Source organism: Pseudoalteromonas sp. APC 3495 (assembly GCF_030407645.1).
Lineage (GTDB): Bacteria > Pseudomonadota > Gammaproteobacteria > Enterobacterales > Alteromonadaceae > Pseudoalteromonas > Pseudoalteromonas tetraodonis.
Map to the genome: position 1 here is coordinate 37,060 of NZ_JASDDA010000002.1, position 19,569 is coordinate 56,628.

The window sequence follows — 19,569 nt, forward strand, 5'->3', positions numbered from 1 at the left end:
TTTTTTACATATGACAAGGTAGAAAAGACCTTGGTCAGAAAAGAGATAAACAAATGCTTGAGAAAATCAGAGAAGGTTCGCAAGGGCCGGTAGCCAAAGTCATTTTAGGCGCGGTGATTTTATCTTTTGCCTTAGCTGGGATCGGTAGTTACTTAGGTCAAACCACAGAACAACCCGTTGCTGAAGTAAATGGAATTAAAATTAGCCAAACAGAATTTAGCCGTGCGTTGCAAAATGAACGTAGCCGCTTAGAACAACAATTTGGTGAATATTTTACCCAAATAGCAGCCGATCCAACTTATATGGCTCAAATACGTCAAGGCGTGATTGACCGTTTAGTACAACAAGAATTACAAAGCCAGTTAGCGACTGAGCTGGGTCTGCGTGTGAGTGATGAAAGTATTCGTCAAACAATTTTAGAGCTTCCTTATTTTAAAATTGGCGATCAATTTAATAACGACCGTTACTTACAAGTGATTCGTCAAATGAACTTCCAACCTGATTCATTTCGAGAGTACCTTCGTGATGATATGACACGTAGCCAGTTAGTGTCAGCGGTTGCAGGAACTGACTTTGCATTGCAAAACGAGCTTAAATCAGCCATTGCACTGCAACAACAAACTCGCAGCATTGATTATTTAGTCATTGATAAACAAGCAATGCAGGCTAATGTTGACGTTACTGATCAAGAAGTGGCTGATTATTACGAATTAAATGCAGGGCAATTTTTATCGCCAGAGCTTATTTCAGTTAATTACATTGAGTTAGATGCAGATGATATCGATGTTGCATCGGTAAGCGAAGACGACGTAAAAGCATATTATGAGCAGAGTAAAGCGCAATATATTGAGCCTGAAAAACGTCGTGTATCACATATCTTAATTGATAACAGTGAAGATGACGATGCGGCAAAAGCGAAAGCTGAGTCTTTATTAGCACAGCTTAATGCGGGTGCTGATTTTGCACAATTAGCTGAATCGTCGTCAGATGATATTGTTAGCGCCGAAATGGGTGGTGACTTAGAGTGGATTGAACGTGATGTCATGGAGCCTGCATTTGAAGATGCTGCTTTTGCACTGCAAAACAAAGGTGATTACTCTGATGTAGTAGCCTCTGAATTTGGTTATCACATCATTAAACTTACAGACATTCAATCGCAGCAAGTTAAACCTTACGATGCCGTGAAAGCCGATTTACGTGCTGAACTTGAACAAGCTGAAAAAGTGGATGCGTTTTACGAGAAGCAAACAGAAATGGGTGCGTTAGCATTTGAGATTTCTGACCGCTTAGACGATGCTGCTGAAGTGGCGGGTGTTGAAGTACAATCTACACCGCTATTAGCACTGAGTGCGCTTCCTGAGCCGCTTAATAATCCTGCGGTTATAACCGCATTATCATCAGTTGAATTACTAGAAGATAAAGTAAACTCAGAAGTAATCGAACTAGGTAATGAGCACGTGATTGTGGTTCGTGTTAACGAGCATCAACCGGCTGCAACTAAAGCATTGAGCGAAGTAAGCGAGCAAATTAAAACACGCTTAGTAAACGAAAAAGCGTCCGATCTTGCTAAAGAAAAAGCACGTACCTTATTTGCACAAATCAAAGACGGTAAGAGCTTAAACGATGTTGCTGCTGAGCAGTCACTAAGCGTTCGTCAAGAGTCGCAACTTACTCGTGAAAGCTTTGCTGTTTCGCCTGCTATTGTTACCCAAGTATTTAAAATGGCGCACCCACGAGATGGCGCAGTTTATGATGTAGTTAACTTAAACAATGGTGATGCTGCTATTGTTGCGCTTAACTCAGTCACGGATGCACTAGTGAGTGACAGCATTGAGCCACAAATGAAGCAAAATATCACGATGGCCCAAGCACAGAAAAACTATACGGTATTCATTGAGTCGCTTAAGCAACAAGCGGAACTAAATGTACCAAAAGCAGCGCAACCTGCGGAATAAATAATAGCTAAACTATAAAAGGCGCCAATTGGCGCCTTTTTTGTTTTTGTATTAACAGCTTAATAAGCGTTGAGTAACCTTTGACTGTGGGCTTTGAAAAATAGCTTCAGTGGGACCGTATTCAACAATTTCACCTTTATTGAGAACGACTAATTGGTCGCTAATATGACGCACTAAACTTAAGTGATGGGTGATCAAAATATAGGTTAAACCGGTTTCGAGCTGTAATTTAAGTAATAAGTTAACTATTTGCGCCCTCACAGAGGGGTCAAGCGACGAAAGTGCCTCATCGAGTACAACAACCTTGGGATCTAAAATAAGTGCGCGAGCGAGCGCTATACGCTGTAATTGCCCAATACTAAACATATGCGGATAGTATTGTTGATGATCAACCAGCAAACCGACCTTAAGTAAAGTACTGCCAATTTTTTCACTGCGCTGATCTTTATCAAAATCGGTATTAAATTTTAGGCAATCGTCGAGCATTTCTGCAATGGTTAATGCCGGGTTTAATGAGGTGGCCGAATCTTGAAAAATCATTCGGATGTAACGGCACTGAGCATCGCGCTGGCCGTTGTTTTCAATGGTGTTATTTTCTAATAATATTTGTCCGCTGTCTGCACTGTATGCGCCAACTAACAATTTAGCGAGGGTGCTTTTTCCTGAGCCGGTTTCACCAATAATGGCAATCGTTTCACCTTTACCAATACTAAATGAGATGTTTTTTAGTACATCAAATTTTTTACGGCTAAATAAACCTGCACGCATGTTAAAGGCTTTTGACAAGGCTTGAACTTTTAACAAGGGTTGCATTATTTTACTTCCTTGATCAATGGAAAGTGACACGCGTAACTATGGCCGTGGTGTTTAGAGAGTTTAGGGGCAACCACACACTCTTTTTGTGCTTGCGGGCAACGCGGTCCTAAACGACAACCAATCGGTAAATGTTGTAGTGTAGGTATGGTGCCTTTTAATGCATAAAAAGGTTCTTTATGGGCTAAGCCGTGCTCATAATCAGGTAAGCTTTTTAATAAAGCCTGCGTATATGGATGACGCGGTTGGCTAAAAATACGGTGCGTTGGACCAGCTTCAACCATTTGTCCGCAATACAAAACATGAATACCATGTGACCAATTTACTATTTCTTCTAGCTCATGGGAAATCATCAAAATAGACATATTCTTTAGCTGATTCAAACTTTTTAATAATCGAAATACCTGCGCACGAGTGGTACTTTCTAGTGCGGTTGTTGGCTCATCAGCAATGAGCAATTTAGGTGTACGCGCAATGGCCATGGCTATCATGACTTTTTGACAAACGCCTTCAGAGAGTTCATGAGGGTAGCTATCAAGCACGGCTTCATGATTTTTAATGCCCACTTTGTGTATCAGTGCTTTTACACGATCTTTACGCTCTCGGTTGCGTTTTAAGAAAAACCCTTTGGCGGCCACTTCAGGCAGTGTTTCAGCGATTTGGTTAAATATTTTTGCAGTAGGGTCAAGGCAGCGACTTGGATCTTGGTAAATCATTGCAATGTCTTGGCTGACGGTTTTACGGCGCTGCTCTGGTGTGAGGCGCATTAAATCAACACCGCGCCAATGCATTCTATCGGCGGTTATAACCCAGCGTTCGTTAAGTACGCCTACAATGGCTTTTGCAATTAAGCTTTTTCCTGAGCCGGATTCTCCCACTAAGGCGTGTACTTCACCTTCTTTTAAACTAAAACTTACCCGGTCAACAGCGCGAATAGCAGTTTCAGACGTTTGCAGCTCTATGGTTAAGTTTCGAATATCTAGTAAATGCATTTAATCGGCCTTACGCGCTTGTAAAACTTTGCGAAGTCCATCGCCCACCAAGTTTGTTGAAAGAACGGCTAAAAATAGCAGTACACCCGGAAGAGCCACCGTCCATGGCGCTAAATAAATAAGCCCTAAGTTTTCGGCCAAAATAGCACCCCATTCAGTGGTGGGCGGCTGCGCGCCAAGTTTTAAAAACCCTAGCGCAGCAATATCTAAAATAGCAGTAGAGAGGGCCATAGTAAAAATAACCACAATATATTCATACACATTAGGAAAAATACCGCGCGATAAAATATGCCACTTAGAGGCCCCATCGAGCCGGTACGCTGTGACATAATCTTTACCTAGCTCATCAACGATTAGGTTTCTAATGGAGTGAATAAACTGTGGTAACAGCGCTAAAATAATTGCCCAAACGGTATTCATTAATCCAGGACCGAGTATGGCAATAATAATAATGGCCAATAATAATGAGGGGATAGACAAGGTTACATCAAGTAAATGGTTCAAAAAGCTAGAGCGTATGCCTTTGCTAATACCAGCAAATGTACCGACTAACACACCAATTATGGTGGTAATTAGTGCAGCCACGACCGACAAGCCAAATGTATAAGTCGCGCCATTCATTAAGCGTGAAAGCACATCTCGGCCTAAGTCATCGGTGCCTAAAATAAACCGCACATCGCCCATTTCATTCCATGACGGTGGCAGCAGTAGTGCATTACTGTGCTGTTGGTTTACTCCATAGGGCGCAAGAAACGGTGCTGTTGCAGCTAATATACTAAAGGCAATAAACACCCATAAGCCCACCAATGCAGGATGGTTATTTTTAAATTTTCGCCATAGTCTCGCTAATGGCGATTTATTTGAATCTTCTGAAAATAAATTAAACTTTGCCATGCGCTTGGTTCCGAGACAGAGGATCGAGTAGGGTGTATGTTAGTTCAGCTATAATTGTGGCAATAATAATGAAAAAAGAAACGGCCATTAACCCCCCTTGTATGGCAGGGTAGTCACGTTGATAAATACTGTCTATTAACCAACGGCCAATCCCCGGCCATGAAAAAATAACCTCGGTGATCATAGCAAGGGTGATCAAGGTGCTAAATTGCAGACCTATTTGCTTTATGACTGGCAGTAATGCATTTCTCAGGGCGTGATGAATAATAAGCTGCCCACGGTTAAGGCCTTTGGCGCGAGCTGTTTTGATAAAGTTTTGATCCATTACTTTTAACATTGACTCGCGAGTAAAGCGCACCAATACAGTGGTCGGATACATAGCCAGTACAATGGTAGGTAATGTTAGGTGATGCAGTGCATCAAGCATTGCCATGCCATTGTAGGGAAAATCAGCTAGTAAAATATCCAGTAAGATAAACCCCGTACTGGCAGGTATTTCATACAATAAGCTCACTCGCCCCGACATAGGAAACCAACCAAGTTTGAGCGAAAAAACCATAATTAGTAATAACGCGAGCCAAAAAATAGGCATAGAATAGCCAACCATAGCTGTTGAGCTAATTAATTTATCAGGCCATTGTTTATGATAAGCCGATGCTAAAATCCCGACAGGCACGCCTACCACAACCGAGATGACTAACGCATAAATACTCAGCTCTAAGGTCGCTGGAATTAAATCAACCACGTGAGCAAAAACACTATCTCCTGAGGCAAACGACACGCCCCAATCGCCTTGTACTATTCGCCCGACAAAGGCAATGTACTGCATAAAGTAGTTACTGTTAAACAGGTACTTTTCTTCTAGCTGTGCATTTTGAGTAAAGTTAGTGTCTGGTATGCCACTTAAGTTACTCAGTGGATCGCCAGGGAATAAGTAGCTCAGCGAAAAAGTAAAAATACTCAGTAATAACACCATGAAAAATAACAATCCGAGGCGGCGTAAAATATAATCGAATAACATTACTTCTTCCTCGCGTTAGCCAATGAAATAGCGCCAAATGGCCCGAGTGTGATCCCCTCAACATCAGCACTACTTGCCTGAAAACGCATGCCGTGGGCTATTGGGTATAAGGGTAATTGTTCGATGATCATACTTTGTGCAGCGTCGTAATATTGTTTACGTAAATTTAAATCGGTCGTATCGAGAGCTTTAGTTAACAGTAAATCAAATTCAGGATTACACCAGTTCGCTGGGTTTTTGCCACTGAAGGTCGCGGTGCAGCTAAGTAACGGGCTAAAAAAGTTATCAGGATCAGGCGTATCTGCTGCCCAACCTAATAATACACTGTCGTGACGGTGCTCGCCTATGCGTTGAATAAAGGTGTTCCACTCATACTCGACAATATTAACGTTAACGCCAATTTTGCGTAAATCGCTTTGCATCAGCTCTGCCATTTTTCGTGCATTAGGGTTATAAATACGGCTGACAGGCATAGCCCAAATGCTCATATCAAACCCTTTTTCATAACCCGCTTCAGTTAATAGTTTTTTTGCCAGTTGTGGGTCGAAAATTGGCATGTTCTTTTGTGGTTCAAACGCCCACGACGTGGGTGGTAGTATTGACCGCGCACGAAGTCCATTACCGTAGTAAACTGCCTGCATTATTTTTTCTATATCAATGGCATGCACTAAGGCTTGGCGTACTTTTAAGTTATCAAACGGAGGGCGTTCGGTATTAAATGCCCAATAACCTATGTTTAAGTTGGTTTCCCTTTCAACGTTAATATCATCTCGCTGAGCTAAAATACTTAACTGTGCACTGCTAGGATGCGCAGTTACGTCACACTCTTTGGTAAGAATTTTAGCAATACGCGTGGTGCCATTAGGGGTAATGTCGTACACCAACTGCTCAAGTGCCACCTCGTGTTTCCAATAGTCAGCGTTTTTATAAAAGCGTACTAAATGGTCTCGTCGGTATTCTTTGTAAATATAAGGACCGGTGCCAACTGGATATTGATCAAATAGGTTTTCTTGGTTGTTGGCTTTGAGCGCCATGGCATATTCTTTAGAGAGCACCACGGCGAAATCGGTCGCCATATTCGCTAAAAAACTGCTTTCTGCGTTAAATAATTCAAACCGAACTTGGTGATCAGACACCCTGACAATTTTACGAATAAGTTGGTCAATACCCACACTTTGAAAGTAGGGGTAATTCGCATCACCGACAAAGTGATAGGGGTTGTATACATCAAATAAACGACTGAAAGTGAAAATGACATCATCAGCGTTAAATTCGCGTGTTGGAGTAAAATACGCGGTGGTATGAAATTTAACCCCTTTGCGCAGAGTAAAAGTGACAGACTTACCGTCTTTGCTAATTTTCCAGTCGGTGGCTAGTTCGCTTTTAAATTCAGCAGTCACAGGGTCAATACTAATTAACCGGTCGTACAACTGGTTAGCAATAATATCGATGGTTGATCCTGTGGTTGTGACTTGAGGATTGAACGACACAGGATTTGCCTCAGCGCAATAAACGAGGCCTTGGTTTTTTTCTTCTAAGATTTCTTCTTTACTATCAATGCAACCTACTAAACTCAATGATAATAAAGCAAGTAATAATTTATGCACCCGCACAACCTCTACTATTCCAGCAAATTGTATTTTTTCAAATAACCACGTAATTGATGATACGTTAAACCAAGTACTTCTGCAGTCTTCTTTTGATTAAATTGGCTATGTTCTAATGCTTTTTTTATTAATGTGATCTCAAATTCATTAGAGAGTGTTTTTAAGTCACAAGGAAACTCAGGTTCTGCATTACTCAAACTCGGTGTTACAGGCGCTTCTGTGGGCTGGGTGTTAACAACTTCATTTTGCACAGCAACAGGGGCTTGTGTATGTTTAATACGTGCTTTAGGTCTAAAGCGGCTTTCGAATGGGTCTAAAATAATTTTATGCACAGGGATGTGTTCATTGCCGTGGCGATACAGACTTCGCTCCACCACATTTTTAAGCTCACGCACATTACCCGGCCACTCATAACTGAGTAAACTTTCTTGTGCATTGCGAGTAAAGCCACTAAATAACTCCCACTCTAAGTCGCGTGCCATATTCATTGCAAATTGCTCAGCCAGTAACATAATATCGTCTTGGCGTTCGCGCAGTGGCGGTAGAGTGATCACATCAAATGCGAGCCTATCGAGTAAATCGCTTCTAAATTCACCTTGCTGCGCTAAATGCGGTAAGTCTTCATTGGTCGCACAGACTAAGCGCGTATCTACTTTAACCGTTTGTTTGCCGCCAACACGCTCAAACTCACCATACTCTATTACCCTTAATAGCTTTTCTTGCACTAGGGCAGAAGTATTTGCCAACTCATCTAAAAATAAGGTGCCGCTATTAGCCCGCTCAAATCGGCCTTCATGGCGTTTACTTGCGCCAGTAAATGCACCACTTTCATGGCCAAATAATTCACTTTCGAGTAGATTTTCGTTTAATGCCGCACAGTTGAGTTTGACGTAACTTTGATCCCAGCGCTTGGATAAAAAGTGTAAACGTGCTGCAATAAGCTCTTTACCGGTACCACGTTCACCAATAATAAGTACGGGTTTATCTAGGTTTGCTAGCTGCGATACCTGATCAAGAACCGATAAAAAGCTGTCTGATTGGCCGAGCAAATTATCCTGTTGGCGATATTGACTCATATTTCCTAACTCTTAGTCATTTTTACTAACAGTTAGTGTATTTCATTATGATTGATAACAAAAGCAATTTGTAATTTACATTTAACTATTTGAAATTTATTGCTATTTTAAAAGTAAAAAAGTTGGCAAGCATATTGATACTAATAAAAGCAGACACATTTAGATTAAATAATAGAGGTATATGTTATGGGAATTTTTTCACGTTTTGCAGACATTGTTAATTCTAATATCAATGCCATTTTAGATAAAGCAGAAGACCCTGAAAAAATGGTTCGTCTTATTATCCAAGAGATGGAAGATACACTGGTAGAGGTACGCTCTACATCAGCAAAAACACTCGCTGAGAAAAAAGAATTAGTACGTCGCGTAGACACACTAAAAGCCCAAGTAAACGATTGGCAAGATAAAGCCGAATTGGCACTGAGCAAAGATCGTGACGATTTAGCACGCTCAGCATTACTTGAAAAGCAAAAATCAGCCGACGCAGTTGCTGCGGTAGAAAGTGAACTTGACCATGTAGAGTCTCATATTGAGAAGCTACAACAAGAGGTAACTACGCTACAAGAAAAGCTAGCAGATGCTAAGGCACGTCAAAAAGCGATTATTTTACGTCAACGCTCGGCTGAGTCGCGCCTTGAAGTTAAAAAAGCGCTTGATAGTTCTAAAGTAGAGGATGCACTTAATCGCTTTGAACGTTACGAAACCAAAATTGATGGGCTAGAATCTCAAATAGAGTCTTATGATTTAGGTAAACAAACGTTAGCTGATGAAATTGCAGACTTACAAAAGAATGAAAAGATTGATGACGAGTTAGCTGAACTTAAAAAGAAACTCGCAAATAAATAAAACGATAATATCAGGGGCCACGTGCCCCTGACATCAACATAGAATACGGATTATCAGGAGAGGATTATGTTTGATCCAGAGATACTAGTTGCCCCCTTTATCTTATTTATGATTTTTGTTGCGCCACTGTGGTTAATTTTACACTACCGTAGCAAAAAGCAAGTAAGCCAAGGGTTGAGTGAGCATGAGCATCGCCAATTATTGGAGCTTGCACAAAAAGCTGAAAAAATGGCTGATAGAGTAGAAACATTAGAAGCGTTGCTTGATCAAGAGTCACCTCAGTGGAGACAAAAAGTATGAACACTAAACGCGAATTATTCAGAGACCCACAACGCGGCAAAATAGCTGGCGTATGTGCCGGTTTAAGTGACTACTTTAATATGGAGTTATGGTTAGTTCGCATTATATTTGTTAGTGCGGTACTACTAACCGGTGGCCCATTATTTGTGGTAGCGTACATTGCAGCATGGTTTATTTTAGATAAAAAACCTGCTGCAACACATAAAACGCATTCAACTTACAGTGATGACCCACTAGAAGTTAAGTTTAAAGTATGGCAAAAGGGCGAGCCACCTCGTCGTGCATTACAAGACTTAAAAGAGCGTTTAACACGTGTTGATGTTCGCTTACAAGAGATGGAACGTTACGTTACCTCAAGCGAATTTACAGTCAGTCGTGAAATTAATAAACTTTAAAGGATTGATAAGCACCTTGTTTGTAACGTGAACAATTACGGCAGATAGGGTGCAAAACACTTTATGAGCCAATCATTTGCAAAAAAGACCTTTAAAACTTTTAAAGGCAAAGCACAAAAAGCCCTGCACCGTAGTTTAGACCAACATGTTAAGCTTGCTGTAACTGGGTTGAGCGGCAGTGGTAAAACCGCGTTTATAAGTGCGTTAGTTAAGCACTTAACCTCTCAGGCGAATGACAACAACTTACCTTTTTTTGATGTGATGCGCGAGCATCGTCATATTGCCACTAAAATTGTGCCGCAAGAGGCATTAAACGTGCCCACCTTTGATTATAACCGTGCAATGAGTGCCTTACTGCCAATGGAAGGTAACCCTGCCTGGCCGGCGTCTACAGAGCGAATAAATACTCTGCGCTTGGCGATTAAATACCAAAGTAATGCGGGTCTGCGAGGTCATTTTTCACCGCAATCAACGTTATACCTTGATATTATTGACTATCCAGGCGAATGGCTGCTCGATTTACCTATGCTTGAACAAAGCTATACTGCGTGGTGTGAACAGCAATACCCATTATTAAATCAGTCTCCTCGCAGCGCTACCTCAGGCGATTTTTTACACGCCGTAGAGCAACTTGATTTACATGCCCCTGTGGATGAAAGTGAGCTTGCTAACATTGCACAACGTTATCAACGCATGCTGGTAGGGCTAAAAAAAGACACCAAACTTGCGATGCTACAACCCGGGCGAATGTTAATGCCGGGCGACTTGCAAGGTGCGCCGTTATTGTTATTTTTTCCAATAAACCCTGAAATGATGAAAGACGATGTGGTGGCGGGTTCTAATTTAGCGCATTTAATTAAACGTTTTAATGCTTACGTGAAAGAAGTCGTTAAGCCATTTTATAATGAGCATTTTCGTCACTTTGACCGCCAAATTGTGTTGGTTGATGTACTCAGTGCATTAAATGAAGGCCATGAAACTTTGCATGAGCAAAGCCGTGTTATTAATCAATTGTTGGCACATTTTAGTTATGGGGAGTCTGGCTTTTTTAAACGTTTATTCAAACCGAATATTGATAAAATATTGTTTGCTGCTAATAAGTCAGATCACATCAGTGCTAAGCATCATAAAGCGTTAGCCTTGTTACTAGACTCGCTGGTCAAAGAGCAAAGTAATCATTTAAAGTTTGACGGTGTACAAATTGAAACTATGGCTATGTCATCAATTACCGCAACCCAACCTCGCCAAGTGGTTGATAAAGGTCAAACTCTTGATTGCGTTTACGGTAAACCTTTAAATGAGCATGAGTGGCTGACTTATTTACCACCAGAGCCGCCAAGTCGAATGCTTAATAAAAGTGAGTGGCCAGCGCAAGGGTTTGAATTTTTGTCATTTTCGCCGATGCCAAGCCCCGACAAACAACTTAAACATATTCGATTAGATCATGTGATGCAGTACCTGCTAGGAGACAAATTAACATGAGTGAGTCAACGCAACAGTTTCAAGCAGGGCGTCGTATTAATGCACAAAATATTGAGCAAAACGAGCCTGCGTTAACACCCGCTAAAATTATTGAACACGGACAAAGTGATTACACCTCTGAGCTTGAGGATGATGCGCTTGAGCCTGAAGTTGATTTAGAGCCGGTGTATAAAAAGTCAAAATGGCAAACGCTCAAAGGCTTGTTTGCGCTCAGCTTTATTATTTTAGTACTGCTAGAGTTTGGGTTTTCTATTGTGCTTGCTTATCAGCAATCGCTTATTTTGGGCAGTGTTTATTTAACCGCTGTGGTAAGCGGTGTGTTATTAATAACAAGATTGTTATGGCGAGAGTATCGGATGTTGCGCAGTTTAAAGCGTAATCAGCTGCATCGCCATGAAGCCGATAGGTTATTAAACAGTGAGCAAGTGGGTGGTGCACTCCCTTGGCTTGAAAAATTGAACAAGCACCAGCAGTTAGACAATTTTGAAAACTTTAAAAACCAAGTTGCTACGCACCATAGTGATAAAGAAATAATGACACTTTACGCTAATAGCCTACTGGTAACGCAAGACACCCAAGCTAAAAAGCTTATAAACCGCTTTGCAACAGAGTCAGCCTTATTAGTCGCATTAAGCCCTCTTGCGCTGGTGGATATGATGGCGGTGTTATGGCGCGGTACAAAATTAATTGAACAAATAGGTAAAATTTATGGCATTGGTTTTGGTTACGCCAGTCGCATTAAACTCTATCGAATGCTGTTAAAACAAGTCATGTTTGTAGGCAGTGCAGAGCTTGTATCTGATTTAGCGGCCACGGCACTTAGTGCTGAGCTATTAGGCAAACTTTCAGGGCGAGCCGCGCAAGGCGTCAGTGCGGGTATATTTACAGCACGTATAGGCTATAAAGCCATGGAATTAAGCCGACCCTTACCGCGTCTTGAAAATAAACGCAGCTTGTTAAAAGGCACTGTTCAAGGGGTTGCGAGTAAAATTATGAGTCGCACTAAGAGAGCCGAGAGTAAATAGTTGGCAATATTTGTGTACAGCTTTTTGAGTAAAGTTTGCACAAATAGCCATCTGAGCATCCGGCATGCTTGTGATTTAAAGTGCGGTGCGTTTTATTTATGTAATTGACACACATAATAAAAACGAGAGCACATAATGAGCAAGCATCATCCACACACCCAATGTATCCATGGTCCACAAAAAGCCAATGATCCCCATGGCGCATTAACCTCGCCATTATACCAAACATCGACATTTCATTTTGAAAATGCCGCCCAAGGTGCTGCACGGTTTGCTGGCGATGAGCCCGGTTATATTTATACGCGTTTGGGTAACCCTACCACCACTGAACTTGAACAAAAAGTGGCGCAATTAGAGGGCTGTGAGGCTGCAGCGGCAACGGCTACAGGTATGGGAGCGGTATCGGCTTCAGTACTGAGCTTTTTATCACAAGGCGATCACTTAGTTGCATCAAGTGCGCTTTATGGTTGCACCTTTGCTTTTTTTGCGCATATGTTGCCGCGTTGGGGCATTGAAGTCACCTTTGTGGATATGACCAATGAAGATGAGTTACGTGCTGCAATAAAGCCAAACTCAAAAATGATATTTGCAGAAACCCCGATAAACCCAACGATGGCCGTTATTGATTTAGCACTTATTGGTGATGTAGCAAAACGGCATAATTTAATAAGTGTGGTCGACAATACCTTTTTAACGCCGCTGCTACAGTCACCTAAACAATACGGCATCGATATTATTATGCACAGTGCTACCAAGTATTTAAATGGTCACGGCGATGTAGTCGCAGGTATTGTGTGTGGATCCCTTGAGCACATTACACATATTAAAATGACGGTGTTAAAAGATATAGGCGCGACGATTAGCCCACACGATGCATGGTTAATTAACCGAGGTTTAAAAACATTAGCTATACGGGTAGAGCGTCATTGCCAGAGTGCGCAAACGATTGCTGAATATTTAGAGGCTCACCCTCAAGTGAGTAAAGTGTACTATCCTGGACTGAAGTCGCACCCAGGTCATCGGTTTATTGGTAAGCAAATGAAAGCTGCTGGCGGTGTTATTGCTTTTGAAATTAAAGGGAGTTTAACCGACGGTGAGCAGTTTATTGATAGCATGAAGCTATGTACTTTAGCGGTTAGCTTAGGCGATGCCGAAACACTTATTCAACACCCTGCATCGATGACCCATTCGCCTTACACACCCGAAGAAAGATTAGCAGCCGGAATTAGTGATGGTTTAATTCGCTTATCTGTTGGGCTTGAAGATGTTAATGATATTATTAACGATCTCAACCAAGCATTTACTAAAATATCGTAAGGTGTAATTTATTATTTACAGAGATTTCGATCTGTAAGGGCTGTTAAATATAGGGTGTGTTTTTATCTTTGCTCTGATGTAATTATAAGTTTACGATATGCGCGTTCTGCGAAAGTATTGATCTGAGTCAAGCTATTAAACTTTTGTTCACTTTTGCATAGTATGGCTACATCGAATAGCCGAGTATGTGGCTATTATTTTGACACCGATTTAGGGTTTAAACCCAAAGAAGGTATTTATGGCTAAAGCAAGTAATTACACCTCTAAAACACCAGATGAAAATGGCGTTATACATTGGAGCGATGAAGAAAATAAAATTTGGTCTGAGCTTGTAGCACGCCAACTTGCGTGCATTGAAGGCAAAGCCTGTGACGAGTACATGGAAGGGTTAAAAAAAATTAACCTACCGCATGATCGTATTCCACAGCTAAGTGAGCTAAACGAAGTGTTATTGGCAACAACAGGTTGGCAAGTAGCACCTGTACCTGCACTTATCGACTTTGATGAGTTTTTTAGACTACTGGCCAACAAGCAGTTTCCTGTTGCTACGTTTATTCGTAGCCGTGAAGAATTTGATTATTTACAAGAGCCCGATATTTTTCATGAAATATTCGGCCACTGTGCCATGCTAACAAATCCTGACTTTGCTGAATTTACGCATAAGTACGGGCAACTAGGTTACGCGGCAGAGAAAAAAGACCGCGTTTATTTAGCGCGCATGTATTGGTTTACGGTCGAATTTGGTTTGATGCAAACTGAAAAAGGATTACGTATTTACGGGGGCGGTATTTTATCAAGCCCAGGAGAAACCCAATACGTGTACTCTGATACACCAGAAATTAATCCAATGAATGTGTTAGATGTGCTGCGCACGCCATACCGTATTGATATTATGCAGCCGCTGTACTACACCATTAATTCGATTCATGATCTGTTTGAAATATCGCAAATGGATATAATGACTTTAGTTGAGCAAGCTAAGGCGCTTGGTTTACACGAGCCGAAATTTCCCCCAAAAGAAAAATTAGCTAGTTAGTTTTTTAATAAAAGTAACACTAGAATTAAGGATTTAAAATGTCTTCATTAAGTGAACAAAAATGTGAAGCCTGTCATGCAGATGCTCCAAAAGTATCAGATGCAGAATTGGCTGAATTAATTAAAAAAATCCCTGATTGGGTGCCGGAAGTACGCGACGGTATTATGCAATTAGAGCGCGTTTATAAGTTTAAAAACTTTAAGCAGGCCATTGCATTTACTAATAAAGTTGGCGATATGGCTGAAGACGAAGGCCATCACCCTGGTCTATTAACCGAATGGGGTAAAGTAACTGTTACTTGGTGGAGCCATTCAATTAAAGGTTTGCATAAAAACGATTTTATTTGTGCCGCTAAAACAGACGATGTATTTAACGCGCTGTAATTATATTTGAGTAAATAAAAAGGCACTTTACAGTGCCTTTTTTATTTTTAATTACCGTTTTTACCAATACTGGCTGTATCCGTTAAGCTTTATCGGTATTTAACATGTCATCATGTTCGGCCATATCCCAAGGAAGTTCGCCTGGGCTATTACCTAGAAAGTGTAAGTAGTTTTCAAATTGGTCGAGAATATCTTTCACAATATCATCTTCAGTGTAGCCATAAACATCGTATGACAGACCACCACGACGTAAAAACACGTCGGCCTTATAATACTTTTCAGCATCGTTGTTATCAGGCTTTAGCTCTGAGTAAGCAAAGCTTGGCATAGGATGCTCGGTAAGGCGAATATCATAAACAAAATCCACATGTTCATGGCGCAGTACCGTTAAATGAGCGCGGCCTAAATCCGTATCAAATTCTACCACTGCATGCCATTGTCTAGATTTCAATTCTGCTTGTACGGCTTTCATTGCCTCAACTACCACGCTACCAATAAAAGTATGTACTTTTTCTTTATTAGGGTAATTGACCATAGCCGCTAAACGACGCTTCCAGTGAGACAAGTTAATGTTGCGGCTATTAAGTGTATGTGCTTGCAAGCTGGTGTCTCGATGGGCTTCAATTTTTAGAGCTCGCCAAAGCCCCGCCGTGGCAATTAGCATAATAATAGCAAAGGGTAAGGCACTGGCTATGGTCATGGTTTGCAGCGCACTTAGTCCGCCTGCCACTAATAAAACAGCCGCCACAGCACCTTCAAGTACCGCCCAAAACACGCGTTGCCAAGCCGGCGTATTAATGCTTCCTCCAGAGGCGAGTGAATCAATGACTAAAGAGCCTGAATCAGATGATGTAACAAAAAAAGTTATGATCAAAATGACAGTGAGCAGTGAAATGAAAAATGACAGTGGTAACACTTCAAATAATTGAAATAATGCGACGGCATGATTTGCTTGTACATCGCCAATAAGCGTATCAAACCCCTCATTCATAATTAAGTTAAGTGCCGTATCACCAAAGACTGAAAACCATAAAAAGGTAAAAATAGTGGGAACTAACATTACCCCAACAACAAATTGTCGGATGGTTCTACCACGGCTAATTTTTGCGATGAACATACCCACAAACGGTGCCCACGCAATCGTCCAGCCAAATATAAATAAAGTCCAGTTACCAATCCAATCACTGCGACTATAAGCTTGTAAATTAAAAGTACGCTCAACAATACCGCTTAGGTAGCTGCCGGTATTTTGTAAAAATGATTCTAAAATATGGATAGTCGGGCCAATGAAAAACACAAAAGCCATTAGTGAAACCGCTAAGGTCATATTCACAATTGATAATCGCTTGACCCCTTTATCCATACCGGCCACCACTGAGAGTGTTGCTGCTGCAGTAATTACGGCAATGGCCGTAATTTGCACTGTGGTATTAATAGGGATGTTTGGCCATAAGTAATGTAGGCCAGCATTTATTTGAGTCACCGAAAGCCCTAGTGTAGTGGCAATACCAAATAAAGTACCTAATATGGCAAATACATCCACAGTATGGCCGATTGGGCCATAAATTTTATCGCCAATAAGTGGATACAAGGCAGAGCGAATAGACAGTGGTAAGCCATGGCGAAATGCAAAATAAGCAAGCACTAAACCAACAATTCCATAGATAGCCCAAATATGAAATCCCCAATGGAAAAAGGCAATTTGCATTGCCTGCTTGGCGGCATCAACGGTTTCAGCCGCCCCCGATGGCGGGGATGCGTAATGCAGCACAGGTTCAGCAACACCAAAATAAAGCAGTGCCACGCCATAACCGGCAGAAAAGAGCATGGCAAACCATTCACCAAAGCTGTATTGTGGCTCTGCATGATCAGGGCCTAATTTTATATTCCCCCAACTAGAAGCCGCGACCGAGACAATAAATACCAAGAAAATAGCGACAGACAACATATAAAACCAGCCAAAGGTTTCTGTTATCCACGCAAGGGCAACACTAAATGCCTGACCAGCGAGTTCAGGGTTACTACTTGTACCAATCACCAAAAGTAGAATAATAAATACTGCGGGCAAAAATACAGGTAGCAAAATGGTTGAGCGTAAAGCAGTTTTTGTCATATTAATCCTTAATATTAATTGCTAACTTTCAAGTATGCCTGACTACCTTATTATAAATTCACTAGGGTTGGCTAATTTTGCAGCTTAAAAATGTCATTTTTTTAAATTAAAGTTAATATTTACAGCAGCTTGGTTTTAAAAAAGAAAGTAAGAGAAAGTTGATGTGAGAGTATTAAAGTATTTATTTTAGAGGGGTATAGCTTTATATAGGCTAAGGACTAAATCGAGTCTTAGCGTTTCCAATCACATTGCTTTACCAGCTCAAACCAAGGGCTGGTAAAGTCCTTAGCGACAATAGGGGCGGGTAAGGTTACAGCTACATCTAGCTTGTTGGCTAAATAGCGCGCGACCAGTTGTTTCATTTTATCGCTTTCTAATTGCTCATACGCAGTTTGTAACTGTTGTTTGTCTTTTTGGCTTATAAAACCCCCAGTCAAATTTTTGTAGCCTATTTCAAGCCAAAAAAGTAATGCTTGTTTCGCTTCGTTGGGAAAGGCATGGGTTAATGTGGCCGTTGGGCTATAGAGTCGCTCAAAATTAATTTGCTGCTCTTGAATCAAAAAAACCATTAATAAATTAAGCCCGGTTGAGATTTGCCCCGCGCGTTTATCAATGTTTTGGTTATTACTTAATGCACTTCTAAAATAGCGCTCAGCTTCGGGTATATTGCCCTCATCTAGGGCTAAATAACCTAAGTTACTCTCTATCAGTGCAGTTACATTGGGAAGCTGTAATTGTGTGGTGATTTTATGGCTATCAAGGTACAAGGCACGCGCTTTTGCAAAGTCATCTTGCGAGCGAGCAACCAATGCCATACTGTTGGTGAGTGTTAAGCGTTGACGATCGTTTTGCGCATATTTGTAAGCACATTTAAATGAGTACTGGGCATCGTCTAAATATTCTGCATGGCGAAGCCATATTCCCAAGGCACTCATAATGGTGGTCAGTTTTTGTTTGAAATAATCAGTTTGATGATGCTGAAATATTGCGTCAATCGATGTATAAAGCTCGTCATAGTGACTTGTAGGTACTGCTGTACGGGCATAGATAAGGTGCCAGCGGATAAATAATTCTGGCGGCATGAGTTGTAACCCTGTGAGGTTTTCTAAAATAGTAATAGATTGAGCTGGATTAACAGTAAGATAATCTTCGGCTTCGTCTAATTTTTTTTCAAAGGTATTGAAGTCATTAGCAAAGACGTGTTTTGAACATAATAATATCAACCAACTTATTACAAAAAGCCGCAACAACTTAACCTCGACAATCGAACTATGCGTTAATTCACTATAGTTGTAGGCATCTAACAAAGCAACGCAATTGCGATGAGCATACTCAACGATGTGGCTATCTGCTATAGCTAAAAAACAAAAAAGCCTTAAACCCAGAAGGGTTTAAGGCTTTTAAAGATTCAATTAAAGTTTAGCTAAAGTACTTAACTTTAAAAGTATCGTTGGGTTTCGTTTCACTCAATCCAAGCACCGTATTACTCATCAATCGAGCGCAGTAGGGCATTAATGCCCACTTTTTCGCGAGTTTGTTTATCTACTTTTTTCACAATAATAGCCGCATACAAGCTATGGCTGCCATCTTTTGAAGGCAGTGCACCTGGAACCACAACAGCGCCGGCAGGCACACGGCCATAGTGAATTTCACCGGTTTCACGGTCGTAAATACGGGTACTTTGGCTAATGTAAACCCCCATTGAAATAACGGCGCCTTCTTCAACAATTACGCCTTCAACAATTTCTGAACGTGCGCCAATAAAACAGTTGTCTTCAATGATGGTAGGATTGGCTTGTAACGGCTCTAAAACGCCGCCTATGCCTACGCCGCCAGATAAGTGTACGTTCTTGCCAATTTGAGCACATGAGCCCACTGTCGCCCATGTATCAACCATGGTGCCATCGTCAACAAATGCACCTATGTTTACGTACGATGGCATTAATACGACATTTTTACCTACAAAGCTGCCTTTACGAGCAACGGCGTTGGGTACGACACGCATGCCGCCTTGCTGAAATTGCTCCGGCGTGTAGTCGCTAAATTTAAGCGGTACTTTGTCGTAAAATTGGTTTACGCCGTCGTTCATTGGCTGATTTTCACGAATTCTAAATGAAAGTAGTACTGCTTTTTTAAGCCACTGGTGAACAACCCATTCGCCTGAAATTTTCTCTGCAACGCGAGCAGCGCCGCTATCTAATAGCTCAAGCGCATCTATAATCGCTTGTTTAACATCGCTTGATACTGTAGCAGGGCTAATGCTGTCGCGGTTATCCCACGCATTTTCAATCATGGTTTTTAAATCTGACATAGT

General features: G+C 41.3%; 18 protein-coding genes. 9 read left to right on the forward strand and 9 right to left on the reverse strand.

Annotated elements, in window-relative coordinates; translation table 11 throughout:
• Positions 1–53 precede the first annotated feature (53 nt).
• A complete protein-coding gene (gene ppiD, locus QL984_RS01010; RefSeq protein ID WP_016899276.1) occupies positions 54–1,955 on the forward strand; it encodes a peptidylprolyl isomerase in 1,902 nt (633 codons plus the stop codon).
• A gap of 51 nt (positions 1,956–2,006) precedes the next feature.
• On the opposite strand, the gene QL984_RS01015 is transcribed toward ppiD, so the two are convergent.
• The 6 genes from QL984_RS01015 to pspF are packed head-to-tail and all read right to left on the reverse strand — an operon-like array spanning position 2,007 to position 8,358.
• Positions 2,007–2,768 carry an ATP-binding cassette domain-containing protein gene (locus QL984_RS01015; protein ID WP_013465446.1) on the reverse strand — a complete coding sequence of 254 codons (762 nt, stop codon included), beginning with the start codon at positions 2,766–2,768 and terminating at the stop codon, positions 2,007–2,009.
• The gene (locus QL984_RS01020; RefSeq protein WP_008111028.1) at positions 2,768–3,760 is read right to left on the reverse strand and encodes an oligopeptide/dipeptide ABC transporter ATP-binding protein; all 993 of its coding nucleotides are present in this window, start codon (positions 3,758–3,760) and stop codon (positions 2,768–2,770) included. Before QL984_RS01020 ends, QL984_RS01015 begins: the two co-directional genes overlap by 1 nt.
• Positions 3,761–4,654, reverse strand: coding sequence for an ABC transporter permease subunit (locus QL984_RS01025; RefSeq protein ID WP_013465445.1), 894 nt, complete (start codon positions 4,652–4,654; stop codon positions 3,761–3,763).
• Positions 4,641–5,675 (reverse strand): ABC transporter permease subunit, encoded by a 1,035-nt coding sequence (locus tag QL984_RS01030; RefSeq protein WP_008111022.1) that lies wholly within the window; start codon positions 5,673–5,675, stop codon positions 4,641–4,643. The genes QL984_RS01025 and QL984_RS01030 overlap by 14 nt, the downstream gene beginning before the upstream one ends.
• Positions 5,675–7,282, reverse strand: a complete 1,608-nt coding sequence (locus tag QL984_RS01035; RefSeq protein WP_013465443.1) for an ABC transporter substrate-binding protein — start codon at positions 7,280–7,282, stop codon at positions 5,675–5,677. Before QL984_RS01035 ends, QL984_RS01030 begins: the two co-directional genes overlap by 1 nt.
• A gap of 14 nt (positions 7,283–7,296) precedes the next feature.
• Complete coding sequence (pspF, locus tag QL984_RS01040) at positions 7,297–8,358, reverse strand: phage shock protein operon transcriptional activator (protein WP_033104002.1); 1,062 nt, start codon at positions 8,356–8,358, stop codon at positions 7,297–7,299.
• Positions 8,359–8,544: 186 nt separating this feature from the next.
• Here pspF and pspA point away from each other — a divergent pair, with 186 nt between their 5' ends.
• The 8 genes from pspA to QL984_RS01080 all read left to right on the forward strand — a co-directional run bounded on the left by pspA (position 8,545) and on the right by QL984_RS01080 (position 15,142).
• Entirely contained in the window at positions 8,545–9,204 is a 660-nt protein-coding gene (gene pspA, locus QL984_RS01045; protein ID WP_016899278.1) for a phage shock protein PspA, read from the forward strand.
• A 66-nt stretch (positions 9,205–9,270) separates the two neighbouring features.
• The gene (pspB, locus tag QL984_RS01050) at positions 9,271–9,504 is read left to right on the forward strand and encodes an envelope stress response membrane protein PspB (protein ID WP_008111014.1); all 234 of its coding nucleotides are present in this window, start codon (positions 9,271–9,273) and stop codon (positions 9,502–9,504) included.
• Positions 9,501–9,899: an envelope stress response membrane protein PspC gene (gene pspC, locus QL984_RS01055; protein WP_013465440.1), complete on the forward strand. Its 399-nt coding sequence runs from the start codon at positions 9,501–9,503 to the stop codon at positions 9,897–9,899. The genes pspB and pspC overlap by 4 nt, the downstream gene beginning before the upstream one ends.
• 63 nt (positions 9,900–9,962) lie before the next feature.
• On the forward strand, positions 9,963–11,381 hold the full coding sequence (locus QL984_RS01060) for a YcjX family protein (protein ID WP_024601800.1): 1,419 nt from the start codon (positions 9,963–9,965) through the stop codon (positions 11,379–11,381).
• Positions 11,378–12,406 (forward strand): TIGR01620 family protein, encoded by a 1,029-nt coding sequence (locus QL984_RS01065; protein ID WP_024601801.1) that lies wholly within the window; start codon positions 11,378–11,380, stop codon positions 12,404–12,406. Before QL984_RS01060 ends, QL984_RS01065 begins: the two co-directional genes overlap by 4 nt.
• A 135-nt stretch (positions 12,407–12,541) precedes the next feature.
• Entirely contained in the window at positions 12,542–13,723 is a 1,182-nt protein-coding gene (megL, locus tag QL984_RS01070; protein ID WP_024601802.1) for a methionine gamma-lyase, read from the forward strand.
• A 238-nt stretch (positions 13,724–13,961) separates the two neighbouring features.
• A complete protein-coding gene (gene phhA / locus QL984_RS01075; RefSeq protein ID WP_013465436.1) occupies positions 13,962–14,759 on the forward strand; it encodes a phenylalanine 4-monooxygenase in 798 nt (265 codons plus the stop codon).
• Positions 14,760–14,797: 38 nt separating this feature from the next.
• Positions 14,798–15,142: a 4a-hydroxytetrahydrobiopterin dehydratase gene (locus QL984_RS01080; RefSeq protein WP_013465435.1), complete on the forward strand. Its 345-nt coding sequence runs from the start codon at positions 14,798–14,800 to the stop codon at positions 15,140–15,142.
• Positions 15,143–15,224: 82 nt separating this feature from the next.
• Here QL984_RS01080 and QL984_RS01085 read toward each other — a convergent pair whose 3' ends face one another.
• The 3 genes from QL984_RS01085 to dapD all read right to left on the reverse strand — a co-directional run bounded on the left by QL984_RS01085 (position 15,225) and on the right by dapD (position 19,566).
• Entirely contained in the window at positions 15,225–17,255 is a 2,031-nt protein-coding gene (locus QL984_RS01085; RefSeq protein ID WP_096038624.1) for a BCCT family transporter, read from the reverse strand.
• Between the two features lie 230 nt (positions 17,256–17,485).
• A complete protein-coding gene (locus QL984_RS01090; protein ID WP_058155040.1) occupies positions 17,486–18,502 on the reverse strand; it encodes a tetratricopeptide repeat protein in 1,017 nt (338 codons plus the stop codon).
• A 236-nt stretch (positions 18,503–18,738) separates the two neighbouring features.
• Complete coding sequence (dapD, locus tag QL984_RS01095; RefSeq protein ID WP_013465432.1) at positions 18,739–19,566, reverse strand: 2,3,4,5-tetrahydropyridine-2,6-dicarboxylate N-succinyltransferase; 828 nt, start codon at positions 19,564–19,566, stop codon at positions 18,739–18,741.
• Positions 19,567–19,569: the final 3 nt, after the last annotated feature.